Genomic DNA, 23,247 nt, shown 5'->3' with positions numbered 1-23,247 from the left:
TTATCCACAAACCCGCGTTGGCCTGGGCTTTAGCGCCGTCCAATGTCGGTGGCCCTCGGCAGAATTGTGGGTATGAGCACCCGACCGGCAGCCCCCAGGAGACGCGATACGCGGTCGCGTGGTGCGGTGCTGCGGGAGTTGGAGCGCATCCGGGCGCGGATCGCGGCGTTGCAGGCCGAGGAACTCGGATTGCTGGCCCGGGCGGACGCGATCGCCGCCGAGCAGACCGCCCGGGTGCCGTCCAGCGCGGGCCGGGAGCGGGAGATGCCGCTGCGGGAGATGGCCGCCGAAGTCGGCACGGTGCTGCGCCGGTCCGACCGTGTGATCCAGGACCGGTTGCATGACGCCACCGTCCTGGTGACCGGGTTCCCCGCGACCGTCGCGGCGCTGCGGTCGGGGGCCATCGACACTTCGCACGTGCGTTGATTCAGGATGCCGGCGCCCGCATCACCGACCCCGACGCGCGCGCCCGATTCGAACAAGCCGCCCTGGTGGTGTGTGAGCGGGAGACCCCGGGGCGGGCGAAGCCGATCATCGCGATGATCGCGCAGAAACTGCACCCCGTACCCCTCGCCGAGCGTCACGCCGAGGCCGCCGCCGGGCGCCGGGTGTGGGTGCGGGACCTCGACGACGGCATGGCGGAACTTGCCGCGGTACTCCCCGCGGCGCTGGCGTACGCGATCCGCGACCGGCTCACCCAGCACGCCCGCGAGGTGATTGCCGCCCGGCGCGCCACGGCGGATCCTGTGGCGGAAGAGCCGGCGGACACCGTCTCTGCAGCGACGGATGCCCGCACCGCCGACCAGGTCCGGGCCGACGCCCTCACCGACCTGCTGCTCACCGGCCACGCGACCACACCCGTCTCCTCGAGCAGCACCCCCGCCGGGCAAGCTATCACCGCCCACGTGCAGATCATCATCCCCGTCGACACCCTCACCGGCGAAGGCACCGCACCGGCCGAACTCATCGGATACGGGCCCATCGACCCCGACACCGCCCGCCGCCTGGCCGCGACCGCCGACCTCTGGGAACGGGTGTTCACCTCCCCGACCACCGGCGCCGTGCAGCACGTCGACACCTACCGGCCCAACCGGGCACAGCGCAGGCACCTCGACGCCCGCGACGAGCACTGCCGGTTCCCCGGATGCCGAAGGCCCGTGTACTACTGCGACCACGACCACACCCTCGACCACGCCCGAGGCGGACCCACCGACGTGTGCAACCTTGCCAACCTCTGCGTCCGCCACCACACCCTCAAACACGCCAGCGCCTGGACCGTGACCCAGAAACCCCACGGCATCCTCGAATGGACCAGCCCCACCGGGCGGATCCACCTCGACATCCCACGACGCGTCCTCGAATTCACCGCCCTGACGGCCACCGAAGACCCACCCCCGTTCTGAGGTCCGGGCGCCCGAGACGGTACCTTCGCACCACGGACGACGACGTCACAGGTCTGACACGAGAGGGCTCGCCCAGCGCTGCGCGAGAGTTCGTTCCGCGATCACACCGCGAACTGCCGATGCTGAGGCTTTTTCTGCCGTTCACCGATCTCCACCGGCCGCAGGGTCAGCTGCACAACGATCCGCGGCTGGACGTCGTCTCCGTGCGCGGGGAGCGGGACGTCCTGCCGCCGAGCGCGGGGGACTGACCGAGCCGGCAGGGGAGTGGGCTGCGTCAGCGCGTCGACGCCCACCGCCAGTACGGTGGCCGGGTGGGTCAGCAAAGGCGCGAGATCGAGGTTTCCGTGGTGCATGCTTGTGCCATGGCGGGGAGACCGAGCGGTTTCGAGTTCACGGTGCGCGGCGACCAGGTTGTGATCCGGCATAACGGCCGGCTCGCGACGACGCTCCGAAAGTCGGCTGCCAGCAGATTCCTTGACGACGTCCAGCGGTCGGACCCCCAGCAGCTGATGGCTCGGGTCACCGGCAACTACAAGCACGGCAACGAGCGTGCGACGAGCGGCCGGAAGTGACGGCATGAAGGGTCACCCCGCGCGACCGGCGGTCGCTATCGTTGCGCCATGCCTTCGGTGACGGACTGGATCTCGAGCATCGGCTCCTTGGTGGGCGCCCTGACCGGCGTCGGCGCGCTGATCGTCGCTGTGCTCAGCTATCGCAAGTCGAACAGGGCTCTGGCCGCCGACGCGCAGACCAGGGGAGCGGTCACCTCGACCGTGGACGCGATCGAGGCGCTCGGGCGGACCGAGGTGTTCGTCGCCGAACCAGGTGCCGAAGGCTATGGCATCCGTCGCGAACGGCCCGAGGCTCGGGAGCAGAAGGAGGCATACGAGTCAGCGTTGAAGGCCGCCCGACGCGAGCTGGGGCGAACGTAGGGAGCGGGGGAGTCAGAGCTCTCGTGCTTCGTGGTCCGAACGATGGACGCGTGGCCTCGTGCGTCGGGCACGCCACGCTCGCCACGCGCCGGTGGACCAGAGCGCCCAGATCACCAGCAACGGCTGGAAGAGCAGGCGGATGCCACGGGAGAGATCTGTGTCCAGCCCGAAGGCATCCGTGCCGCTGACGAACTGTTCGATGTTTCCGGGGAAGATCGCGACGAAGAAGGCCGCGGTGAGCCACCCGATCAGCACGCGCTGGCGCGCCCACACCAGCAGCGCGAGACCCAGCGCGATCTCGACGACGCCTGACGCGAGGACTACGAAATCGACCGGCAGCGGGAGCCACGTGGGAACCTGCGCGACGAACGACGCGCGGGCGAAGGTGAGGTGGCCGACTCCGGTGAAGAGAAGAAACGCGCCCAGCATCCATCGGGCGATCATCCGCGGAAGGCTCGTGCCCGGGCGCTCGCCTGTGGGCGACGCGGACTCGCGATCTGCGCGACGGCGCGCTGCGTTCATGTCATCACCTCACGATCCGCTCGGTGCCGCGTTGGTACGCCCAACATACGGTGGGACGCGGCTCGGCGAGAGACGTGGTTCCCTACCGCCCTCAGCGCGCGGCCCCAGCCCAGAGCCAGCGCAACGCGTCGGGGAGCAGCACGCCGCCGTGGTTGGGGGAGTGTCCGCCGTCTCCGACGACGAGCCGAAAGTCGTATCCGGCACGGGCGAGCGCCGCAGCTGTTTCGAGGTTCTCGGCGAACCAGTTGTCCTCGGGAGCGTTCCAGTTCAGGTCACGGTGAGCCGCGTGCAAGAAGATCCTCGTCGGTCTGCGCGGTTCGGTCTTCAGCAAGGCGGGGAAGGGGTTGCCGTCAGGCATCTGAGCGAAGCTTGCGTTGAAGGCGACCACCCTTCCTATTCCGTCTGGGCGGCACCATGCGGCTGTCATGGCCGCGTTGCCACCGCTGCTCCCGCCGCAGATTCCACGCATCATCGGGTCCGACGAGACCGCGAAGCGGTCCTCGATCAAGGGCAGTACCTCCTCGAGGAGGAAGCTGCCGTAGGCCTCGTCGAAGGAGTCGTACTCGGCGTTGCGGTGCTTCATCGGCACAGCGTCGACGTGGAGAACCCCGGGGTCAACGAACACACTGACCATCGGCGGGAGGTCGCCTGCCGCAGAGAGATTGTCGAGAACGGTCGCGCCACGGACATCCCCGTCGGGGTCCAGATACCACCAACCGTCATTGAAGAACATCACGGCGCACTCGGCGGAGGTGCGCACACCGGCCGGACGGTGCACCCAGATGGTCCTGGATGTTCCGGGGAATCTCGCGCTCGTGTCGATACGGATCGCCTCGATGGAGCCAGGCTGGACACCGAGTCGCGTGAAGGAATCAGGACCGTACACGTAATCGACGTCGGCCTGCTCAAGAGGCAACGGAACGAACGGCATCATCATCGGCACGCCATGACCTTACGACGACAGGGCATTGCTCTTGGGCGAGGCGGCGTGGATTCGGGACTTCGCCGCGGCGAGGGCGCCAGCCGTTCGGGTTTCTCTTGGCGCAGCCGGTCAGCGGGACCAGCGGGTGAGCCGCGCCGGAGCCGGACCAGGGCGCGCGCCGGAGAAGGCGAGCACCCCGCCGACGCCCCACGGTGCCGTCACGATGGGTCACCGGTCAGGCGAGTGCGACGCCCTGGGAGTCGATGACGGCCTGGATGCCCCGTTTCCCATCCTTCGCGAACCGCGGGAAGTTCAGGAATCCGTGCGGCATCGCGGGGAAGTTCACCAGCTCCACGGCGACTCCCGCATCCCGGAGCGCTTCCACATAGAGAACTCCGTCGTCGTGAAGCGGGTCGTGCTCGGCGACCTCGGTGATCGCGGGTGGCAGCCCGGCGAGCGAGGGGGCGAGGATCGGCGCATACCGCCAGTCGGCGCTGTCTGCCGCGTAGTACTCTCCGAACTTGGTCATGTCCGCGTTGCTCAGGATGAACGCATCCGCATTCACGCGGCGAGACTCCGTGCCGGCGGTGCCGATGGCCGGATACAGCAGCGCCTGATGACGGATGCTCGGATCCTGCGCATCCCGTGCCATCAGTGCGACGACTGCGGCAAGGTTTCCGCCAGCGCTCTTGCCCATCACACCGATCCGGGCGGCATCCGCTCCCAGTTCGTCCGCACGGCGCGCTGCCCACATCAGGCCCGCGTAACTGTCGTCGACGGCGGCGGGGACGGATGCTCCGGAGCCAGCCGATACCCGACCGACACCACGACGGCGCCGACGCCCGCCGATACCGAACCGCAGATCCAGTCGCCACCTCGGAGGTCGCCGAACACGAAACCGCCGCCGTGTAAATAGACGATGAGCGGACGGGGTGCGGCCGGGGCGTTCGCGGGTGCGGATGTGGGCGTGTAGATCCGAACCGGCATTCCGTCGACAGCACGGCTCGCCGAGTCGCCGCATTCCGGGGGCATGAGGCTCCATGCGACCACCCTAAGTGGGAGCCTGCTTGCCGGCGTCGGCGTGGTGGAGACGGCTCGCCCTCGTGTGTAGACGTCAGGGCCAGTGCTGCCCAGCGCCATTCTCGCTGGATCTCTGCGATTCCGCGCGGGGGAGTAGGCCCGTTCGCACGTCGCTCGTCTTCTCCTCGACCTGCGCCAAGACCGTGTCAGCGTCCCTGCCAGTCTCGATGCCGACGTCCGTCAGACACTCGCGGAGCTCGATGAACGTTTCGGACTCGTATTACTGCGCGATCTGCCAGCGGAAGTCGACAAGTGTGAAGTCGACATAACACTTGTCGTACACCGGCTGGCTTTCATCGAATGGGAGCTGAAAAGCAACGGTGACCTCGATTAAAGCGACCCGCAGCACGGCTGGTACGCCGTTCTATGTAACCATCATGGTGCACGGCATGATGACCGTGTCGTGGTTCGGCATGACGGATCACCAGACCAATGATGGCGAGCGCCGTTATTTCGAGCGGGACTTCAACGGCAACTGGCTGGAAAGCTGAACTGAGCTGACCTGAACTTACATCGCAAGGAGACCGCATATGCGTACTGATCGACTGATACGCGCTGCCGCTATCGGAGTCCTGACAACTCTTGCTCTGACTGGTTGCAGCGCGAGCACCATCGACCTGGGCAGCCTGGATGGTGCGCGAGGTGCAACCGGAGCCGAACCCGAAGCGGTAGACAGCCAGCCGGTCGCCGTGTTCGACTTCCGATCCGAGGAGCCAGTCGTGGCCGAGGGGAAGATCACCGCCCGTCTCCCTGAGGACTTCCTCGAGGCGTTCGGCGAGGAGAATGTCTCGACCCTCGTTGCAACCGCGTACACGATCACCTCGCGTGAACTGGACACCGCCCAGAAATGCGCCTTCGATGTGGTCATCGAGTACACGGACCCCGACTCCTTCGCCAAGGGCCTTTCCTTCACCCGAACAGAGGCGCTGAACGCGGAAGGGGATCAGGTCGGAGAGTTCAGCTACACGCTGTCGGCTGATGACCTCGCCCCTGAGGCAGTCGGAGGGCCCAACGCATCCCTCCTTCACGGATCGCTGTACTCCGGCGCCAAGTTCGACAAGCCCTGGGAGGTGAGGAAGACCGAGACACTGGATGAGAGCAAGCCGGAGAACGGCTGGTACGTCACTGACTTCCAGAACCTCACCTATGTGTCTGACTGCGCCGAAGGCGCGGGTGGTGGTGTCGGGCCCGTTATGAGCTTTGCTACCTGGGCCACCAAGGAGCAGACCGACAACACCAACTCGCAGCCCTGGGACTACCGCTTTGCATCCATTGCAGCGTTCGAGGTGTCTCCGGCAATCGACGGCACCCTCACGCTGACGTGGACCAGTGACACCATCACTCACCACAGAGGCTACGGCGATGTCACCTGGTACTTCCGGGGCGAGGATGGCAACTGGATTGCTGGCTGACCTCTGAGTGAGCGGCCCTGCGATGAGCGATCATTTGCACGCCGCCGACCTCGCGCTGGGGGACAAGTGCGACACCGTTTCTTTCAAGTACGCCTCGACATTGACATAATGTGCATTATCGGCGTTCTTTCGATTCGGTTATCCGCGCGGCGGAGAGCCCGCGCCGCGCCGACGACCAATCCGAGTCCTGCTGCATCCAAACAGCCCGCTGGTCCGGAATACCTTTGTGGCGCCCGACGGCCGTCGCCGAGCGCACTCGTCCCATCGAAGGAGCTGGACAATGAAGAAGAAGCTCTCCATCACCCTTGCGGCCGTCGTCGCCACGGCGCTCACGCTGACCGCCTCACCGGCATCGGCATACGGCGGCCCGCCGGCGGGGTCGATCGTCGACGTCGCAGTGGCAGCCTCCGGCGGAGGAACCCCCGACGCCAACGGCCACGATTACGACCTGCTGGTCCAGGCCCTCGTCGCGACGGGCTTGGATGCCACACTGGCGGACACGAGCACGAAGTACACCGTGTTCGCGCCCAACGATCGCGCCTTCATCCGCCTCGTCACCGACCTCACCGGCGCGACGCCCGCGTCCGAGGCCGAGGCTCTGACGACGATCACATCGACGTTCTCGGCGGAGCAGATCTCCAACATCCTGCTGTACCACGTGGTGCCCGGCAAGAAGCTCGGGCCCCTGCAGGTTCTCCTGTCGAAGAACATCACCATGGCCAACGGCGGGGTCATCAAGCCGCGCGCCACCACGCTGCGAGACGAGACCCCGTCGCTCACCGATCCGCGCCTCGTGCTGTGGGCGATCAACATCCAGGCGACCAACGGGGTGATCCACACCATCGACCGCGTCCTGGTACCCGCGTCCTGACGCACACCGACGAGAACGAGGGCCGGGGGCGGCGGCGTGGCTGACCCCGGCCCTCCCTTGTCCGCAGGCAATCACCCACCCCTATGCCACCGATCCCCACCGACATCCGGAGAGCGCTTGTCCACAGCCCTCCCTCGCACCACACTGGGCACATCGAGGCGAGGAGGCCGCCATGGTCAACGCGGCGCACGTGATCAAGCCGCTCACGCCGGACACCTACCCGGCCTGGCTTGCGCTGGCCGAGAAGCACAACGGCGTCTGGGGCGGATGCTGGTGCTCGTACTTCCACGGCGACACCGACCGCACGGTCAAGATCCAGTACGACGGGCCGACGTTCAAGAAGCGTCTCGTGGCGGAGGGCGTCGCGCACGCGGCGCTGGTCTTCGACGGAGACGCCGCAATCGCCTGGTGCGAGTACGGCAGCCCCGCCGAATTGCCGGGCATCTACCACCGCAAGCAGTACGACGCCGGCGAGACGCGTCCGGCCCCCTGGCGCATCACGTGCTTCTTCGTCGACCGTGACCATCGGCGCGGCGGTGTGGCGCGCGAGGCGCTCGACGGCGCGCTCGACCTGATCGCTCGGGCCGGCGGCGGCGAGGTGGTGTCGTTCCCCAACGAGCTCGCCCCGGGCAAGCGCACGTCGTCGTCGTTCCTGCACAACGGCACTCGGGCGATGTTCGAGAAGGCCGGTTTCGTGTTCGAGCGCCACATCGGCAAGAGCAAGACCGTCATGCGCAAGACGATCCCTGCGGCGCTCCCCTGACACGAACTGTCGTCGAGCGAGCCGAGCAGTCGCGTCCCACCCCTAGGCTCAGAGGGTGCTGGATGTCGCCACCGGATTCGTCGTCATCGGTGTGGCGATCCTGATCGGCTACATCATCGGCCGCGTCGACCTGCTCGGCCCCCACGGCCGCCACGTGCTCAACCGGCTCACGTTCTTCGTGCTGTCGCCGTTCCTGCTCTTCGTCGTGCTGTCCCAGGCCGACGTGCAGACGCTCTTCTCGGCGCTCTTGCCGGTCTCCGCGATAGCCGCCCTGGTGGTGATCGCCGCACAGGCGCTCTTCTCGCGCTTCCTCTGGCATCGCTCCACCGCCGAGACGACCATCGCCGCGCTCTCGGCCGGTCAGGTCAACTCCAACAACATGGGCATCCCGCTGTCGCTGTACCTGCTCGGCAGCGCCGCGTTCCCCGCTCCCGTCATCCTGCTGCAGCTGCTGGTGTTCACGCCCATCTCGATGGCGGTTCTGGATGCCGCGACCACCGGCCAGCGCTCCCCCCGCCGCATCCTCAAGCGCACGGCGACGAACCCGATCGTGCTCGGCTCGGTGCTCGGTGTGGCGGTGTCGTTGTCGGGCTGGGAGCTTCCGCCGCTCATCCTCGATCCTGCGCAGCTCATCGCCAACGCGTGCGTGCCGGTGATGCTGATCGGCTACGGCATGTCGCTGTACGGCCAGCGGGTGCTGGGCACGGCCGGGCACCGGCGAGATGTGATCCTCGCCACCGCCTTGAAGCTGGTCGCCATGCCGCTGGTCGCGTGGGCGACGGCGGCCTACGTCTTCCAGCTACCCCCTGAAGGAATACTGATCGTCACGGTGCTGGCCGCACTGCCGACGGCGCAGAACATCTTCACCTACTCCCAGCACTACGGCGTCGGCGAGACCATCTCGCGGGACACGATCTTCCTCACGACGGTGGGATGCGTCCCCGTGCTGCTGCTCATCATGGTGCTGCTGGGGTAGCACTCCCCCGCCGTGTTCCCCCTTCACACGCGGGCGCGCGGGGCTACAATGGCGCCGTCCTCACAGAAAATTCTCAGAAAGGACGCACGATGGCCTACAACTCCTCCATCGACAGACCGCTGCTCAACGGCATCCGCACGGCCCTCGGCGTCAGCGGCGTGCTCGCGCTGATCCTCGGCATCCTCATCCTCGTCTGGCCCGGCCGAACAGCCATGGTCGTCGTGGCGGTGGTGGCGATCTACGCCGTCGCTGCCGGCCTCGTCTACGCGGGACTCGGGATCTTCAGCGCGCAGCGGGGCGGGTGGGCCCGGCTCGGCCACATCGTGCTGGGCGTGCTGTTCATCGTCGCCGGCATCGTCGCCTTCATCAACCTCCCCGCGGCCACCGCCTGGTTCGGGACCTTCGTCGGCGTGCTCGTCGGCGTCATGTGGATCGTCGAGGGCATCGTCTCGCTCTCGACGCTCGGATGGGCGGCGTCGAGCGGGTGGACCATCTTCTTCGCGATCCTCTCGATCATCGCCGGCATCGTGCTGCTGTTCGCCCCGCTGTGGGGCGCGACGACGCTGTGGCTGCTCATCGGCATCTCGGCCATCGTGCTGGGCGTGGTGCAGATCATCCGCGCCTTCACGTTCGGCAAGTGACATATGACGAAGGGCCTCGGGACCGACTCCCGGGGCCCTTCGTCATGCCGTCGTCACCGGGTCAGGAAACGATCGGCAGGTAGCGGTGCCACCAATCCAGCACCGCCGCGAATCGCTCGACACGGTGGCGGGGCCGGCCGCCGCGGGTGAGCTCGTGGTCCTCGCCGGGGAAGAGGAGCATCTCGGCCACAGTCCCCTGCCGTTTCAGCGCGGTGTAGTAGCGCGTGGCCTGCTCGAGCGGGCAGCGGAAGTCGAGTTCCGAGTGCACGACGAGGGTGGGAGTGCGCACCTGTGAGACCACGGCCATCGGGCTCTGCGCCGCCATCGCCGCGGGGTCGGTGCCGACGTACTCGTCGCCGAAGAACGAGCCGATGTCACTCGTGCCGGCGAAGGCGACCGGGTCGAGAAACCCGCGCTCAACGATGGCGGCGGCGAATCGATGGTCGTGCGCGATCGTCCAGGCGGTGAGGTAACCGCCGTACGACCCGCCCATGATGCCGACGCGCTCAGCGTCCAGGCGCTCGTCTGCGGCGAGCACCCCGTCGAGCAGGTCGATGACGTCGGTGAAGTCGACCGTCCCCATCGCCCGGCGGATGCTGCGCCCGTGCGCACGCCCGTAACCGGCCGACCCTCGGGGGTTGCCGTACACCACGGCGTAGCCGGCGTCGACGAGCATCTGGGTCTCGTCGAAGGCCTGGATGCCGTAGGAGGCGAACGGCCCGCCGTGGATCTGCAGGATGACGGGGAACGGGCCGCTGCCGTCCGGCACCGCGACCCAGCCGTGCACGGGGTAGCCGTCGCGGGCGGGGACCGTCACCTCGACCGGTTCCACAAGGCCCGCAGCGACGAGGGCCTCACCGAACGCGGTGAGCACGCGCGGGCGACCCTCTACGACCTCGGCCAGCTCTCCGAACGATGTGGCCGTGCCGATCGCCGTGACGATGCGGCCGCCGCCTGCCGCGTGGCCGAGCACCTCCACATCGCCGCCCAGCACGACCGAGGCCCGTCCCTTGCGCGAGACCCGCACCAGGTGCACGCGGCCACGCGTGCGGTTCTGCACGAGGACATCCTCGCCGTCGAACCCGATGTGGCTCCCGACCTCCCCGAGATCGACGGTCTCGGGGTCGGTCAACGGGCGGGCACCCGCGGCATCCAGGTGCCAGAGCCCCGTGCCGGGCGCGACGAAGTCCCGACCGTCCTCGCCGACGTCGTAGGCGAGCAGGAACAGCGCGCCGTCGGGGGCCACGGCCACTTCCGAGACGGCGAGACCCGCCTCGGGTCCGAGCACGGTGCGCTCCCCTGCGCCGTCCACCGCCACGGCGACGACGCGACTGCGCAGGTCGCGCGCCGCGTCCTCGATCGCGTCGACGACGGCGAGCAGATGGCGGCCGTCGGCGGTGAACACCGGGGCGCCGTACGAGGCCGAGCCGCGCGTCAGCTGCTCGGCATCCGCCGGCACCACGCGCGCGTGCGGCCCGTCGTCGCCCTCGGCACGCACCCGCGCGGCGGGCTCGTAGAGCGGCTCGGCGTCGAGGTCGGGAGCGGGCACGATGAACAGTTGTGACGGACGATCGCCGATGTATCCGAGTCCGTTGGCATGCCATCGGATGCCGGTGATGCGCCGCGGCGCCTCGGCTGCGGCATCCAGTCCGTCGATCGAGCCGTAGCGCCCCCGGTCCGGCACCCTGGCCGTGAAAGCGAGGGTGTCGCCGTCTGGCGACCAGGCGAAGGCACCTACCCCGAGCGGGGCGTCGGTGGCCTGCACGGGCTCGCCTCCCCCGGCCGCGACGGCGAAGATCTGCCGGCGCCCCTTGGCGTCCTCGCGCAGGAAGGCGACGACCGCGCCGTCGGGGCGGAGCCGTGGCGAGGCGTCGGCGACGCCGCGTGTCAGCCGGCGCGGGGCGCCGTCGGGCAGGTCGAGGCGCCAGAGCTGTCCGACGTCGCGGTTCGCGGACACATCGGGCCGCGAGGTGGCGAAGATCGCGAACGCACCGTCGGGCGAAAGGGCGGGCCTTCCCACCGAGCCGAGCGCGTCGATGTCCTGGGCCCGCATGAGGTCACTCGCCCTCGAACGAACCGGTGTCGCCCACGAGACGAGTGTGGTCCTCCGGTACCGGGTCGACCGCCGCCCGCGCGACCTCGGCGGCGAACTCCGACACGTTGTAGAGCTTGCCGGCCGACTCGCGCCGCGAGGCGATGGCTCCGGGGTTCGCCCGTTCGAGCAGGGTGGCGGTGATGGTGCCCTCGATCATGTCCCCCGAGACGACGACGAAGCCGATGCCGCGCTCGTCGAGCTCACCGATCCGCTCGCGCAGGGCATCCTCGCCGGCCCGCTTGGACAGAGCCACGACCTCGTACTCCGCCATCGTCGGCGTCGTGCGGATGAAGTGCGCCTGGTGGCTTGTGACGAACACGACGCGGGAACCCTCGTGCAGCAGCGGCAGCGCCGCCTGCAGCGCGCCGACCTGGGCGTCGCGGTTGAGGGTCAGTGCGTAGTCCTCCGCCATGCCGGACTCCATGCCGCCGGAGGCATTGAGCACGAGGATGTCCAACCCGCCGAAGGTGCGCTCCACCTCGGCGAACATCGCCCGCACGGCGTCGGCGTCGGTGAGGTCGGCCCCGACGACGAGCACCTCGACGCCGAGCTCACGCAGCTGCGTGGCCAGCTTCTCGGCGCGCGGCGCCTTGTTTCGGAAGTTTATGACGACGTTCGCGCCGGCCTCCGCGAGGTACCGCACCGTGTCGGCGCCGATTCCTCGGGACGAGCCGGTGACGAGCGCCGTCTTTCCACGAAGGGAGCCGGCAGGCAGGATCTGGGACATGGGCGGCGCTCCTGTCTCGGGGACCCGGAACGGGCGTCGCCGGGCCATCCGAGCCTAGCAAGCACCGGCGTCCTGACCCGGTGTTAGGGTTCCCTCAAGGACCGATGGAGGGACCGTGATGCTGCCCGATCTGACGCAGTACATCTGGATCGCCTGGCTGGTGCTGGCTCTGCTCTTCGTCATCATCGAACTGCTGACCCTGGAGTTCACGTTCCTCATGCTGGCGGCCGGCTCGGTGCTGGGCGGCCTGGGTGTCTACCTTCTCGGTGGCCCGTGGTGGCTGCAGATCGTCGTCGCCGCGGCGGTGGCGGCACTGCTGCTGTTCACGATCCGCCCGCTGCTGCTGCGCGCCCTGCGCCGCGGCGACGAGCCCGCCCGCACCAACGTCGATGCGCTGTACGGCATGGGCGCGCGCGTGGTGGCGCCGTTCGTCGACGACCGAGGCTCTGTTCGGCTCGACAACGGCGAGACCTGGACCGCACGCCTCGACCCCGACGCCGATCCGGCGCAGGTCGGCGACCGCATGCGCGTGGTCCGCGTGCTCGGCTCCGCCGTTGAGGTCGCCCCCTTGCCCGCACGAGAAAGGACCTCGGACGATGGTTGACGTCAGCGCGTTCATCGGACAGATCTTCGTGATCGTCCTGCTGGTGGTGCTCGCGATCTTCGTGGTCGTGGTGATCTTCCGCTCCATCCGCATCATCCCGCAGGCATACGCCGGGGTGGTCGAGCGCCTGGGCCGCTATCAGCGCACACTGAGCCCGGGACTCAACCTGCTCATCCCCTTCATCGACCGAGTGCGCCCGCTGGTCGACATGCGTGAGCAGGTGGTGTCGTTCCCGCCGCAGCCGGTCATCACCGAGGACAACCTCGTGGTGTCGATCGACACGGTGGTCTACTTCCAGGTGACCGACGCCCGGGCGGCGACCTACGAGATCGCCAACTACCTGGGAGCGGTGGAGCAGCTCACCACCACGACCCTGCGCAACGTCGTCGGCGGCCTCAACCTCGAACAGGCGCTGACCAGCCGCGACAACATCAACAGCCAGCTGCGCATCGTGCTCGACGAGGCCACCGGAAAGTGGGGCCTGCGCGTGTCCCGCGTCGAGCTGAAGGCGATCGACCCGCCGGTGTCGATCCAGGATTCGATGGAGAAGCAGATGCGCGCCGAGCGCGAACGTCGCGCCACGATCCTGACCGCCGAGGGCTCGAAGCAGGCGCAGATCCTCGAGGCAGAGGGCCGCCGACAGGGTGAGATCCTGCGCGCCGAGGGCGACAAGCAGGCCGCCGTGCTGCGCGCCCAGGGCGAGGCCGAGGCCATCGAGACGGTGTTCCACGCCATTCACCGGGGCAACCCCGACGAGAAGCTGCTGGCCTATCAGTACCTGCAGACGCTGCCCAAGATCGCCGACAGCGCGTCCAACAAGCTGTGGATCATCCCGAGCGAGTTCACCGAAGCTCTGAAGGGTGTCAGCGGCGCATTCGGGTCGAACACGACGGATGCCGCGAATCGCGGCCCCCGCCCGACGTCGCTGTGACGCACCCCTGGTTCGCGGGGCGCGCGCCTCGCATCCTCGCTCATCGGGGTTTCGTCCCCCCGGATGCCGAAGGCATCGTGGAGAACAGCTTCGCGGCGATCGCGGCCGCCCACGCCGCCGGCGCGGGGTACATCGAGTCCGACTGCCATCTCACCGCCGACGGCCACGTCGTGCTGCTGCACGACGCCGACCTCAGCCGCACCCTCGGCGACCCGCGACCGGTGGCGGAGGTCACCCTCGCCGAGCTGGAACGACTGATGGGAGACAGCGGCGGCCTCATCACCCTGCGCCAAGCCCTCGAGGGATTCCCGGACGTGCGGTTCAACCTCGATGTCAAAGCCGAGGCGGCCGCCGTGCCCGTCGGGCGCACCGTCGCCCCCCACGCCGAGCGCGTGCTGCTGGCGAGCTTCTCCGACGCCCGGCGGCGCGCGGCGCTGCAGGCCGCCGACCGCTTCGGCCGCGGCATCCGCCCTGCAACGTCCGCCGGCACCGCCACCATCGCGCGCGTCCTCGCGGGCGTGCGCGCCCACTCCCCCTGGGTGGTGCGCCGCGCTCTCGACGGCATAGACGCGCTGCAGATTCCGGAGCGTCGCGGGCCGGTGCGGGTGGTCACCCCGCGGCTCATCGAGGCCGCACATCGCTGCGGCGTCGAGGTGCACGTGTGGACGGTCAACGACCCGATGGACATGGCGCGGCTGCTGGACCTCGGTGTTGACGGCCTGGTCACCGACCGCGTCGACCTCGCGTTGCGAAGGGTCGCCGAGGGCCGCTGAGACCACGCGTCAGCGGGCCTGGGATTCGGCTGTGAAAGCCCTATCGGTCGTGCCGGTTTGGAGTATGCGCACAGGTCCCGGCGTTATACCTGAACAGGCGACGAGAGGACCACACAATGGCAGACCGCAGTTTGCGCGGCATCCGACTCGGCGCGTCCAGCCTACAGAGCGAGGACGGCGTCGTTTTTCATGAGCGGACCACACACACGTACGTGTGCAACACGTGCGGCCGTGAGTCCACTCTTCCCTTTGCGGTCGATGCCGAAGCGCCCGAGACCTGGGAGTGCCGCACGTGCGGCGCCGAGGCCGTGCTGCGCGTCGGCGGCAAGACCGTCGAGGTGGACCACAGCGGCGACAAGGTGCCGCGTACGCACTGGGACATGCTGCTGGAGCGGCGCACGATCCCCGAGCTCGAGGAACTGCTCGAGGATCGGCTCACGTTCATCCGTGAGCGGCGCGGTGCAGGCCAGAGCGCCACGGCGAAGAAGAGCGCCTGAGCTCAGACCGATTCGGTGACGCCGGTCCCTTCGGGGGCCGGCTTCGTCGTTTGTGCGGCACGACGTCGCGCCGACATGAGGTGGGCCCCGGCGAGCACGGCGAAAGCCAGCACACTCCCCCAGCCCAGCACGAGCTTCACGGCGCCGCCGATGACGACGGCAGGGGTCAATCCGGTGCGCAGCGGAACGTCGGTGACCATCGCACCGGCTTCGCCGGCAGCAAGCCCGTCGATCACGGTGCCGTCGGGGGCGATCACCTGGCTGGTGCCCACGGTCGAGAGGTTCACCACGGCACGCCCGGTTTCGATCGCACGCATGCGGGCGAAGGCCAGCTGTTGCAGGTTCTCGTCGGTGTCGCGGAAGTCGGCGTTGTTGGTCTGCATCATGTAGACCTCCGCTCCGTCGCGCGCCCCCTCCCACACCACGTCGTCGTAGATCACGTCGAAGCAGATCGCCAGACCCACGTTCACGCCGTCGACATCGAAGACGGGCGGGTTCGTGCCCGGGGTGTACTCGCGCTGGATGAGCCCGACGAGGTCCGGCACGATCGCCTCGAAGAACCACCGGTCGGGGACGTACTCCCCGAAAGGCACCGGAGTGCGCTTGTCGTGGAGCGCGACGGGGTTGTCTGCGTCCGGCTCCCACAGCATCGAGGTGTTGTAGACCGCGTCGTCGCGCTGGGTGGCGGCGTTGACGATGAGGGGCGCGTCCAACGACGCGGCGAGCTGGTCGAGCACGCGCGCCACCGACTCGTTTCGCAGCGGGTCGGCGTCGATTCCCCCTTCGGGCCACAGCAGCACGTCCAGGTCCTCGCCCAAGAGCGGCTCGGTGGCATCGAGCTGGGACTGGAAGACGTCGTACGACTCCCGCTCGTCGAAATACCCCGCCGGGCCGTTTCCCTGCACAGCGCCCACGCGCATCGTGCCGGCGGGGGTGGTGGGAAAGGCCGGAGTGAGCAGCAGCACCGCGACCGCCACCGCCGCGGGCAGCGCCGTGCGCCAGGCGCGCCAGGCACCGAGGCGCGCCCATTCCACGGCGGCCGCGGTGGCGAACACCATCAGGAACGTGAGTCCGGCGACGCCCGTCCACGAGGCGATGTGGGCGAGCGGACTCTCGGACTGGCTCATGCCCAGCCGACCCCAGGGGAAGCCGGTGTAGGGCCAAGAGCCCATGATCAGCTCCCGTGCGGTCCACAGGCCCGCCACGAGCGCAGGAAGGGCCACCAGACGCGCCCACCGGCCGCCGCGCACCTGTGGCATCCATCGGTACGCCAGGGCGATCGGGATGGACCCGAGTGCCCAGAAGAGGGCCTGCAGCCCTCCGAGGCCGAACCAGGGCAGCAGCCCCAGGTAGCGCGTGATCCAGATGATGTGCGTGAAGTAGAACGAGACGCCGAAGACGAGGCCGACGGCCAGTGCTCCCCAGACCGACCGGCCGATGAGCGACACGAGGGCGAGCGCGACACCGACGAACGCGAGCGGCCACCATCCCACGTCGGGGAAGGCGAGGTCGAGCACCGGGCCGCCGACGAGCGCGGCCACGAGGGCGAGCCACAGCGGCAGCAGCGGCCGCTCGGCCGTGCTCTGCTTTTCCGGCGCCCCGCTCATACCGCGCTGTAGGCGACGATCCCGCGTCGCACGGCGTCGAGCGCCTTACGCGCTGTGGTGGCCACCGGGGCGTCGGCCACGAGCGACAGCTGGTCGAGCAGGTCGATGGTCTGCTTTGCCCAGCGCACGAAGTCGCCCGCGGCGAGGTCCGCCTCGGTCAGCACGCGGTCGAGCATGCCCCCGCGCGCCCAGGTGTACATCGCCTGGGCGAGGCCCGTGGCGACCGACTCGGTGCCCGGCAGGTGGTGTTCGCGTTCGAGGTCGTCCAGCTGCGCCCACAGCAGCTGCGTCTCGGTGAGGGCGGTACGGAAGGCCCCGCGGGGCAGCCCGTACTCTCCGGGCCCCTCGGAATCACGGCGCGGTTCGTAGACGAGGCAGCACGCAAGGGCCGCGAGCGAAGCGGCATCCAGGTTGTTCCAGATGCCACGGCGCAGGGCCTCAGCCACGAGCAGGTCGCGTTCGCCGTAGATGCGCCGCATCGTGCGGCCGGCGGCGGTGAGGGTGGTCCGCCCCTCCTCGTCGACGACGACGTAGTCGAGCTCCGTGAGCACGTCGACGACGCGGTCGAACACCCGCGCGACGGTGCCGGTGCGGGTCTGGATCTGGTTGCGCAGCTTGTCGGTGCGACGCTTGAGCTTCCAGTAGCGCTCGCCCCAGCGCGCGTGGTGCTCGCGGTCGGGGCAGCTGTGGCAGGGGTGGCGCTGCATTCGGCGACGCAGCGCCTCCATCTCCTGCTGGCGCTGCTTGCGGATACGTGCGGGGGCCGTGCGGTCGGCCCGGTTGAGCTTCTCGAGGTCGCTGAGCTCGCGACGGATGGCGGCGTACTCGGTGAAGTCCCCGCGCTCGCACGTCTGCGCCTGCCGGTAGCCGGCGAGCGAGTCCTCGGCCTCGCGCACCTGGCGCGCGAGACCGACCACCGACCGGTCGGCCTGGAACTGCGCGAACGACGACTCGAGGATCTTGCGGGCCTCGGCGCGGCCGAACCGATCGATGAGGTTGACCGCCATGTTGTACGTCGGGCGGAAGCTGGAGTTCAGCGGATAGGTGCGCCGCGAGGCCAGGGCGGCGACGGCCTGCGGATCGAGGCCCTCGGTCCACTGGATGACGGCGTGGCCCTCGACGTCGATGCCGCGGCGCCCGGCGCGGCCGGTGAGCTGGGTGTACTCCCCCGAGGTGATGGCGACGCGGGCCTCGCCGTTGAACTTCTCGAGCTTCTCGAGCACGACCGTGCGGGCCGGCATGTTGATGCCGAGGGCGAGCGTCTCGGTGGCGAAGACGGCCTTCACGAGCTTGCGGCGGAAGAGCTCCTCGACGACCTCCTTGAAGGCCGGGAGCAGACCCGCGTGGTGCGCCGCGATGCCGCGCTCGAGGTTCTCGCGCCACTCCCAGAAGCCCAGTGCATCCAGATCGTCGGCGTTGAGCGCCGCGGTGCGCTCGTCGACCAGACGGCGGATCTCGGCGCGCTCATCGGTGTCGGTCAGGCGCAGACCCGAGCGGCGCACCTGCTGCACCGCGCCGTCGCAGCCGGCGCGGCTGAAGATGAAGAAGATCGCCGGCAGCAGGTTCGCCCGCTGCAGCAGCTGTACGACGGCGGGGCGGTCGAGCCGCTCCACGCGCTGCACGTTGCCGGGCCTGACCGGTCGTCTGCCGCCGCGCTGGGGCCGCCGGTGGCCGGGCTCGTAGCCGGCCTGGCGCGCACTGTTGTGTCCGTGCACACGACGGTTCTCCTCGAACGTCTGGCCCTTGACGGACCGGATGCGCATGAGCTCCTGATTGACCTGCGCGGTGGCGATGCCGGCGCGGTCGTCGAACAGGGGCAGCAGGTCGCCGCGCACGAGCACGTGCTGCTCCAGCGGCACCGGCCGGGTCTCCGACACGATGACGTCGGTGTCGCCGCGCACCGTGTCGAGCCAGTCGCCGAACTCCTCGGCATTGGAGACGGTCGCCGACAGCGACACCAGCCGCACGCTGGGCGGCAGGTGGATGATGACCTCTTCCCACACCGCGCCGCGGAACCGGTCGGCGAGGTAGTGCACCTCGTCCATGACCACGAACCGCAGGCCCCGCAGCGCCGGCGAGTCGGCATAGAGCATGTTGCGCAGCACCTCGGTCGTCATGACCACGACCCGGGCGTTGCCGTTGATGTTGGTGTCGCCGGTGAGAAGGCCGACCTCGTCCTCGCCGTACACCTCCTGCAGCTCGCGGAACTTCTGGTTCGACAGCGCCTTCATCGGTGTGGTGTAGAACGCCTTGTCGCCGGGCTCGCGCATCGCCAGATGCACGGCGAACTCGCCGACGATCGTCTTGCCCGCACCCGTGGGCGCGGCCACCAGCACGCTGCGGCCATCCTCGAGCGACTGGCATCCGGCGATCTGGAAGGGATCGAGCGTGAAGCGCTGCTGCTCGGCGAACTCCGCTGTCAGCGGATGCCGCCGCGCCTCGGACGCGGCGGCGAACCGCTCCGCGGGGCTGGGAGAGGTCACAGGGCGTGTCCCGGCTGCAGCAGGGCGGCGGCGCGCTTCGCTCGTCGCCGGTCGAGCAGCAGCGCGAGGCCCGCTGCGGCGAAGTACAGCACGAGGAGGATCCCCATGATGAGGAACGTCGTGGCGACGTCGGCGGGCGGGGTCGCGATGGAGGCGAAGATCGCACTGACGAGCACCGCCGCACGCCACGACGACAGGATCGCCTTGCCGGTGATGACTCCTGCGAAATTCAAGGCGATGAGGAAGACCGGCACGATGTAGGCCACACCGACGAACAGCATCAGCTTGAACACGAAGTCGTAGTAGTAGTTCGCGTCGTACATCGCTGACGCGCCCGCAGTGAGGAACTCCGCCATAAGCCTGACGATGTTCGGCATGACCAGAAGCCCGGTCGCACACCCGGCGAAGAAGAGCGGGACCGCGGCGGCGATGAACCCCACCGTGTAGCGCTTCTCGCGCTTGGTCATCGCGGGCATCACGTATGCCCAGACCTGCCAGATCCAGATCGGCGCCGACAGCAAGAACCCGATGGCGAATGCCATGCGCATGCGCAGGTCGAACGCTCCGGTGACGCTGGTGTACATCAGCTCGACCGCGGCCTGCTCGCCCCGCTCCTCGGCGAGCATGCGGATCGGTGCGGTGATCAGGTGCATCACCGGTTCGGTGATGAAGAACGCCGCGACCATCGCCGCGATCACGGCGACCGCGCTGATCATCAGGCGGCGCTTGAGCTCGATCAGATGCTCGGCGAGCGACATCCGCTTCTCACGCCGAGACTCGTCCCCTGCGACCCTCGACGGCCGGGTCATGACCACGCTCAGCGAGAAGAGGGCGGATCAGTGCGCTTGTCTGCGTCCAACGTCGATGCGGGGTCCGCCGTGGGAGCGGTGGTGCCGGAGGAGACCGTTGCCTGGTCGTCTTCCTTCATCGCCTTCATCTCGGTCTTGAACACGCGCGCGGACTGCCCCATGCTCTTGGCCAGCGCAGGAAGCTTCGCTGCGCCGAACAGCAGCAGGATGATTGCCAGAATCAGCAGCCATTGCCAGCCGTGAATACCCATGAGAGTCCTTTCGTCGTAACGGACGACCGCCTCAGTCTAGACGGCGCTCATCGGTATTGGGTCAGACCCGCGGCAGCCCACGAAGCCGCCGCCCTGCGCGCGCCGACGGGCGCGAGCACCTCGACGTCGCCGCCGAGGCGCGCGGCCACGCGCTTGAGGCTCTGCTCGTCGGCGACCCGCATGGCGGCCGTCTCGAGGTCGCCGGCCGCGGTGATCTGCGCACCGCTGAGATACTCCCCCAGCAGTGGCGCGATCTGACGCGGGTAGCGCACCTGGGCGAGGACATCCCCGGCGCCCGGTTCGAACAGCTGCGGCACGGGCTCGCCGCTGTGACTGACCGGGATCTCGGTGAGCGCGACGTCGCTGACGCGCTCCAGGTGGAAGGTGCGCATGCCCTGACGCATGTGGCACCACCCCTGCAGGTACCACTGACCGTCGGCGATGTGCACCTTGGCTGGGTCCACGGTGCGCGTGGTGGGCGCGGCATCCGGGGCCTGGTAGGTGAACGACACCGCGACACCCCGGCGCAGCGCCTCGGCGACCGTGACCCGCACGTCGTCGACGGGTCCGGGGGCGACGATCACGTCGGCGGGGGCGCTGGCTGCCCCGCGGGCGAGCTTGACGATGAGGTTCTGCACCGTGCCACTGTCACCCACTCCGGGAAGGGTCGCCGCCAGCTGCAGTCCCGCCAGCAGTGCCGCAGCCTCGCGCGCGGTCAGCCGCGGGGCGCGCTCGAGTCCGACGGAGTTGGTGATGACGATGAGGTCGCGCTCGTCCAGCAGATCCCAGTCGATGTCGAACAGATCGTTGGGCAGCTGCCAGAAGCCACCCTCGCCGGGTCGACCGATGACCGTCAGCTTCTGCACCATCTCACGCATCTGGTCGGGCGTGACCTCGAACTCGTCCGCGGCCTCCGCCACCGACACCTCGCCCTTGCCGATCAGGTACGGCACGAGCTGCAGCAGCAGGGCGGCCCGCTCGGTGGCATGCATGGGCCGCGCGCTCATGTGGCATCCTCCGCGCCGTCGGAGTGCAGGGCCAGGGTCGCCTGCAGTCTGCGGATCACTTCTTCGCGCAGCGCCGCCGGCTCCACGACCCGCACCTCCGGTCCGTACGAGGCCAGCTCGTCGGCGAGCACGTGCACGTCGACATACGGCACCAGCATGCCCTGTTCCGCATGCTGTGCGCGGCGGCGCAGCCGCAGTGATGCCTCGGTTCCGGGGTGCACCTCGAGCAGCGCCCGCTGACGGGCGGCGACGTCGTGAAGTCCCTGCACCGCCCGCTCCCCCGCACCGTCGCGCAGCGACGGGTCGAAACCCTCGCGGGTGATCGCGACATCGCCGACGATGCGTGAGAGCAGGAACGTGCGCTCGGCCTGCTGGTCGAGGTCGAAGCCGAAGACGTGCCAGCGCGCTTCGTAGTCGACCAGCGCCAGTGGGCGGATGCGGCGTGAGCGGGGACGCTCCTCCCCCGGCTTCAGATAGGGGAACGACACCACCCTGGCCTGCTCCATCGCCTTCTGCAGCGGCGCGAACGCGGGCGTCCGCACGCTCAGCCGGGGCGAGAAGCCGATGATGGGCTCATCGACCTCGTTGCCGAGCGCACGGATCTTGCGCAGCCCGCTGCGCGCCTCGGCCGACAGGGAGCTCTCGCTCCAGACGCCGCCGGCGACCGCGAGCACCGCCAACTCGGCGGGCGTGAAGGAGATGTCTTCGGGAAGTGCGTACTCGTCGTTCGGCACGCGGTAGCGGGCTTCACGCAGGTCGTCGGGATCGGCGTAGTCGCCGATCGTCTCGATCGGCACGCCGAGACCGCGAAGGCTCTCCTTGTCGCGCTCGAACATCTTCTCGAGGGCGTCCTTCGACGCACCCGACTGCGCCTGCTCCCGGTAACCCGCCACCGAGGAGAGGATCGTGTCCTTGGTCAGCCCCTGGTCGGTCGCCATGAGCGCGACGAGCAGGTTCACCAGACGCTCCTCCGGTGCGCTGCGGCTCGTCGCTGCGGCCACCTCCGGCTACTCCGCCGCCTCGTCGAGACCGAGAATGTCGATCACGAACACGAGCGTGGCCCCGGGCGGGACCGGCCCCTGCCCCGCGTCGCCGTATGCCAGGTCCGGCGGGATGACGGCGAGGATCTGCGAACCGACGGTCTGACCCTCCAGCGCCTCGGCGAAGCCGGGCACCACCTGATCGAGCGACAGCACTGCCGACGCCCCGGCCTCCCACGTGGAGTCGAAGACCTCTCCGTCGTCCCAGGTGACGCCGGTGTACTTGACCCGGACGGGGACGTCACCGGTGACGACCTCACCGTCGCCCTTCTTGAGCACCTCGACGGCGAGTTCGTCGGGCGCCTCGGCGTCGGGAACGATGATGCCGGGTGTGCCGTCGGGCGCCAGCACGACCGTGGGCATGCCCCGGCGCGCGTTGTACTGATCCTCGCCGTCCGCCCGGTCGGGGTAGACCTGCTGCAGATCGATGACGAAGATCGCAGTGTCATCCTCGGCCAAGCCCAGGCTCGCCGCAGCTTCAGGCAGCATGTCCTCCGGCGCGACCGCCCCGATGATGAGCGAGCCCTCCGTGGCGCAGTCCAGCATCTCGGCGATGCCTTCGTAGGCCTCGGCCCACTGCGACACCGGCACCACCTGGGTTCCCGACTGCAGCAGCGTGTCGCCCGTGCTGCCGTTGACGACGGTGACGTCGAACGCGACTTCCTGTGCGTCCGAGGTCACAACGGGGCCGTCGCCGACGGTGATGTCGCGGTACACGGTCTCGTCGACGTGGACGGGAGCCGCCACTCCGATGGTGTCGCCCGAGATCGTGATCAGGTCGAGCACCTGCGCGTCACCCCCGTCGCGCGTGCACGACGCAGCAGGGTCGGCGGATGAGCATCCGACCAGAGCGAGGGCGGAGAGGCCCATGACGGCGGTGATGGCGGGAATCCTGCGCACC

Annotated in this window: 25 protein-coding genes and 1 pseudogene; 14 read left to right on the top strand and 12 right to left on the bottom strand. The window is 68.9% G+C overall.

Annotated elements, in window-relative coordinates; all coding sequences use genetic code 11:
• Positions 1-72: 72 nt before the first annotated feature.
• From QNO21_RS15415 to QNO21_RS05580, 4 genes are all read left to right on the top strand, one after another.
• The gene (locus QNO21_RS15415) at positions 73-426 is read left to right on the top strand and encodes a DUF222 domain-containing protein (protein ID WP_257518830.1); all 354 of its coding nucleotides are present in this window, start codon (positions 73-75) and stop codon (positions 424-426) included.
• Entirely contained in the window at positions 423-1,403 is a 981-nt protein-coding gene (locus QNO21_RS05590) for an HNH endonuclease signature motif containing protein (protein WP_257518829.1), read from the top strand. Before QNO21_RS15415 ends, QNO21_RS05590 begins: the two co-directional genes overlap by 4 nt.
• A 362-nt stretch (positions 1,404-1,765) precedes the next feature.
• Positions 1,766-1,975 carry a hypothetical protein gene (locus tag QNO21_RS05585; RefSeq protein WP_257514699.1) on the top strand — a complete coding sequence of 70 codons (210 nt, stop codon included), beginning with the start codon at positions 1,766-1,768 and terminating at the stop codon, positions 1,973-1,975.
• 48 nt (positions 1,976-2,023) lie between these two features.
• Positions 2,024-2,335 carry a hypothetical protein gene (locus tag QNO21_RS05580; protein WP_257514698.1) on the top strand — a complete coding sequence of 104 codons (312 nt, stop codon included), beginning with the start codon at positions 2,024-2,026 and terminating at the stop codon, positions 2,333-2,335.
• Positions 2,336-2,347: 12 nt separating this feature from the next.
• Here QNO21_RS05580 and QNO21_RS05575 read toward each other — a convergent pair whose 3' ends face one another.
• The 3 genes and pseudogenes from QNO21_RS05575 to QNO21_RS05565 all read right to left on the bottom strand — a co-directional run bounded on the left by QNO21_RS05575 (position 2,348) and on the right by QNO21_RS05565 (position 4,766).
• Positions 2,348-2,857: a DoxX family protein gene (locus QNO21_RS05575; protein WP_374113639.1), complete on the bottom strand. Its 510-nt coding sequence runs from the start codon at positions 2,855-2,857 to the stop codon at positions 2,348-2,350.
• Positions 2,858-2,948: 91 nt separating this feature from the next.
• On the bottom strand, positions 2,949-3,794 hold the full coding sequence (locus QNO21_RS05570) for an alpha/beta hydrolase (protein ID WP_257514707.1): 846 nt from the start codon (positions 3,792-3,794) through the stop codon (positions 2,949-2,951).
• 220 nt (positions 3,795-4,014) lie between these two features.
• Positions 4,015-4,766, bottom strand: a pseudogene (locus QNO21_RS05565) (alpha/beta hydrolase).
• A gap of 413 nt (positions 4,767-5,179) precedes the next feature.
• Here QNO21_RS05565 and QNO21_RS05560 point away from each other — a divergent pair.
• The 6 genes from QNO21_RS05560 to QNO21_RS05535 all read left to right on the top strand — a co-directional run bounded on the left by QNO21_RS05560 (position 5,180) and on the right by QNO21_RS05535 (position 9,522).
• A complete protein-coding gene (locus QNO21_RS05560) occupies positions 5,180-5,350 on the top strand; it encodes a hypothetical protein (protein ID WP_257514697.1) in 171 nt (56 codons plus the stop codon).
• Between the two features lie 228 nt (positions 5,351-5,578).
• Positions 5,579-6,271 (top strand): hypothetical protein, encoded by a 693-nt coding sequence (locus QNO21_RS05555; protein WP_257514696.1) that lies wholly within the window; start codon positions 5,579-5,581, stop codon positions 6,269-6,271.
• A 280-nt stretch (positions 6,272-6,551) separates the two neighbouring features.
• A complete protein-coding gene (locus QNO21_RS05550) occupies positions 6,552-7,142 on the top strand; it encodes a fasciclin domain-containing protein (protein WP_257514695.1) in 591 nt (196 codons plus the stop codon).
• Between the two features lie 172 nt (positions 7,143-7,314).
• Positions 7,315-7,905 carry an N-acetyltransferase gene (locus tag QNO21_RS05545; RefSeq protein WP_257518828.1) on the top strand — a complete coding sequence of 197 codons (591 nt, stop codon included), beginning with the start codon at positions 7,315-7,317 and terminating at the stop codon, positions 7,903-7,905.
• Between the two features lie 55 nt (positions 7,906-7,960).
• Positions 7,961-8,881 carry an AEC family transporter gene (locus tag QNO21_RS05540; protein ID WP_257518827.1) on the top strand — a complete coding sequence of 307 codons (921 nt, stop codon included), beginning with the start codon at positions 7,961-7,963 and terminating at the stop codon, positions 8,879-8,881.
• A gap of 89 nt (positions 8,882-8,970) precedes the next feature.
• The gene (locus QNO21_RS05535) at positions 8,971-9,522 is read left to right on the top strand and encodes an HdeD family acid-resistance protein (RefSeq protein WP_257514692.1); all 552 of its coding nucleotides are present in this window, start codon (positions 8,971-8,973) and stop codon (positions 9,520-9,522) included.
• Positions 9,523-9,583: 61 nt separating this feature from the next.
• Here QNO21_RS05535 and QNO21_RS05530 read toward each other — a convergent pair whose 3' ends face one another.
• Both QNO21_RS05530 and QNO21_RS05525 read right to left on the bottom strand, forming a co-directional pair.
• Positions 9,584-11,575, bottom strand: a complete 1,992-nt coding sequence (locus QNO21_RS05530) for a S9 family peptidase (protein ID WP_257518826.1) — start codon at positions 11,573-11,575, stop codon at positions 9,584-9,586.
• Between the two features lie 4 nt (positions 11,576-11,579).
• Positions 11,580-12,344, bottom strand: a complete 765-nt coding sequence (locus QNO21_RS05525) for an SDR family oxidoreductase (RefSeq protein WP_257517494.1) — start codon at positions 12,342-12,344, stop codon at positions 11,580-11,582.
• Positions 12,345-12,462: 118 nt separating this feature from the next.
• Here QNO21_RS05525 and QNO21_RS05520 point away from each other — a divergent pair, with 118 nt between their 5' ends.
• From QNO21_RS05520 to QNO21_RS05505, 4 genes are all read left to right on the top strand, one after another.
• A complete protein-coding gene (locus tag QNO21_RS05520; protein ID WP_257514866.1) occupies positions 12,463-12,948 on the top strand; it encodes an NfeD family protein in 486 nt (161 codons plus the stop codon).
• On the top strand, positions 12,941-13,879 hold the full coding sequence (locus QNO21_RS05515; protein ID WP_257514864.1) for an SPFH domain-containing protein: 939 nt from the start codon (positions 12,941-12,943) through the stop codon (positions 13,877-13,879). The genes QNO21_RS05520 and QNO21_RS05515 overlap by 8 nt, the downstream gene beginning before the upstream one ends.
• The gene (locus tag QNO21_RS05510; protein WP_257518825.1) at positions 13,876-14,652 is read left to right on the top strand and encodes a glycerophosphodiester phosphodiesterase family protein; all 777 of its coding nucleotides are present in this window, start codon (positions 13,876-13,878) and stop codon (positions 14,650-14,652) included. Before QNO21_RS05515 ends, QNO21_RS05510 begins: the two co-directional genes overlap by 4 nt.
• A gap of 116 nt (positions 14,653-14,768) precedes the next feature.
• Positions 14,769-15,149: an RNA polymerase-binding protein RbpA gene (locus QNO21_RS05505; RefSeq protein ID WP_257514861.1), complete on the top strand. Its 381-nt coding sequence runs from the start codon at positions 14,769-14,771 to the stop codon at positions 15,147-15,149.
• 2 nt (positions 15,150-15,151) lie between these two features.
• Here QNO21_RS05505 and lnt read toward each other — a convergent pair whose 3' ends face one another.
• Genes lnt through QNO21_RS05470 form a run of 7 tightly spaced genes read right to left on the bottom strand, consistent with a single transcriptional unit; the run spans position 15,152 to position 23,246 of the window.
• Positions 15,152-16,756: an apolipoprotein N-acyltransferase gene (lnt, locus tag QNO21_RS05500; RefSeq protein WP_257518824.1), complete on the bottom strand. Its 1,605-nt coding sequence runs from the start codon at positions 16,754-16,756 to the stop codon at positions 15,152-15,154.
• Positions 16,753-19,239, bottom strand: coding sequence for a DEAD/DEAH box helicase (locus QNO21_RS05495; RefSeq protein ID WP_257518823.1), 2,487 nt, complete (start codon positions 19,237-19,239; stop codon positions 16,753-16,755). The genes lnt and QNO21_RS05495 overlap by 4 nt, the downstream gene beginning before the upstream one ends.
• Positions 19,236-19,997: a twin-arginine translocase subunit TatC gene (gene tatC, locus QNO21_RS05490; protein ID WP_257518822.1), complete on the bottom strand. Its 762-nt coding sequence runs from the start codon at positions 19,995-19,997 to the stop codon at positions 19,236-19,238. Before tatC ends, QNO21_RS05495 begins: the two co-directional genes overlap by 4 nt.
• 59 nt (positions 19,998-20,056) lie before the next feature.
• On the bottom strand, positions 20,057-20,299 hold the full coding sequence (gene tatA / locus QNO21_RS05485; RefSeq protein ID WP_257514857.1) for a twin-arginine translocase TatA/TatE family subunit: 243 nt from the start codon (positions 20,297-20,299) through the stop codon (positions 20,057-20,059).
• 47 nt (positions 20,300-20,346) lie between these two features.
• Positions 20,347-21,306 (bottom strand): helix-turn-helix transcriptional regulator, encoded by a 960-nt coding sequence (locus QNO21_RS05480; RefSeq protein ID WP_257514856.1) that lies wholly within the window; start codon positions 21,304-21,306, stop codon positions 20,347-20,349.
• Complete coding sequence (locus QNO21_RS05475) at positions 21,303-22,307, bottom strand: helix-turn-helix transcriptional regulator (RefSeq protein ID WP_257518821.1); 1,005 nt, start codon at positions 22,305-22,307, stop codon at positions 21,303-21,305. The genes QNO21_RS05480 and QNO21_RS05475 overlap by 4 nt, the downstream gene beginning before the upstream one ends.
• A gap of 6 nt (positions 22,308-22,313) precedes the next feature.
• A complete protein-coding gene (locus tag QNO21_RS05470; RefSeq protein ID WP_257514855.1) occupies positions 22,314-23,246 on the bottom strand; it encodes an FKBP-type peptidyl-prolyl cis-trans isomerase in 933 nt (310 codons plus the stop codon).
• Position 23,247: the final 1 nt, after the last annotated feature.

Origin of the sequence: Microbacterium sp. zg-Y818, from assembly GCF_030246905.1 — a bacterium.
Taxonomy (GTDB): Bacteria; Actinomycetota; Actinomycetes; order Actinomycetales; family Microbacteriaceae; genus Microbacterium.
This window is presented reverse-complemented; position numbering and strand designations above follow the sequence as displayed.

Coding starts and splice junctions, on each gene's coding strand:
- QNO21_RS15415 (WP_257518830.1), top strand. CDS start 73: ATGAGCACCCGACCGGCAGCCCCCAGGAGACGCGATACGCGGTCGCGT.
- QNO21_RS05585 (WP_257514699.1), top strand. CDS start 1,766: ATGGCGGGGAGACCGAGCGGTTTCGAGTTCACGGTGCGCGGCGACCAG.
- QNO21_RS05580 (WP_257514698.1), top strand. CDS start 2,024: ATGCCTTCGGTGACGGACTGGATCTCGAGCATCGGCTCCTTGGTGGGC.
- QNO21_RS05575 (WP_374113639.1), bottom strand. CDS start 2,857: ATGAACGCAGCGCGCCGTCGCGCAGATCGCGAGTCCGCGTCGCCCACA.
- QNO21_RS05570 (WP_257514707.1), bottom strand. CDS start 3,794: ATGATGATGCCGTTCGTTCCGTTGCCTCTTGAGCAGGCCGACGTCGAT.
- QNO21_RS05550 (WP_257514695.1), top strand. CDS start 6,552: ATGAAGAAGAAGCTCTCCATCACCCTTGCGGCCGTCGTCGCCACGGCG.
- QNO21_RS05545 (WP_257518828.1), top strand. CDS start 7,315: ATGGTCAACGCGGCGCACGTGATCAAGCCGCTCACGCCGGACACCTAC.
- QNO21_RS05535 (WP_257514692.1), top strand. CDS start 8,971: ATGGCCTACAACTCCTCCATCGACAGACCGCTGCTCAACGGCATCCGC.
- QNO21_RS05530 (WP_257518826.1), bottom strand. CDS start 11,575: ATGCGGGCCCAGGACATCGACGCGCTCGGCTCGGTGGGAAGGCCCGCC.
- QNO21_RS05525 (WP_257517494.1), bottom strand. CDS start 12,344: ATGTCCCAGATCCTGCCTGCCGGCTCCCTTCGTGGAAAGACGGCGCTC.
- QNO21_RS05520 (WP_257514866.1), top strand. CDS start 12,463: ATGCTGCCCGATCTGACGCAGTACATCTGGATCGCCTGGCTGGTGCTG.
- QNO21_RS05515 (WP_257514864.1), top strand. CDS start 12,941: ATGGTTGACGTCAGCGCGTTCATCGGACAGATCTTCGTGATCGTCCTG.
- QNO21_RS05505 (WP_257514861.1), top strand. CDS start 14,769: ATGGCAGACCGCAGTTTGCGCGGCATCCGACTCGGCGCGTCCAGCCTA.
- lnt (WP_257518824.1), bottom strand. CDS start 16,756: ATGAGCGGGGCGCCGGAAAAGCAGAGCACGGCCGAGCGGCCGCTGCTG.
- tatC (WP_257518822.1), bottom strand. CDS start 19,997: ATGTCGCTCGCCGAGCATCTGATCGAGCTCAAGCGCCGCCTGATGATC.
- tatA (WP_257514857.1), bottom strand. CDS start 20,299: ATGGGTATTCACGGCTGGCAATGGCTGCTGATTCTGGCAATCATCCTG.
- QNO21_RS05480 (WP_257514856.1), bottom strand. CDS start 21,306: ATGAGCGCGCGGCCCATGCATGCCACCGAGCGGGCCGCCCTGCTGCTG.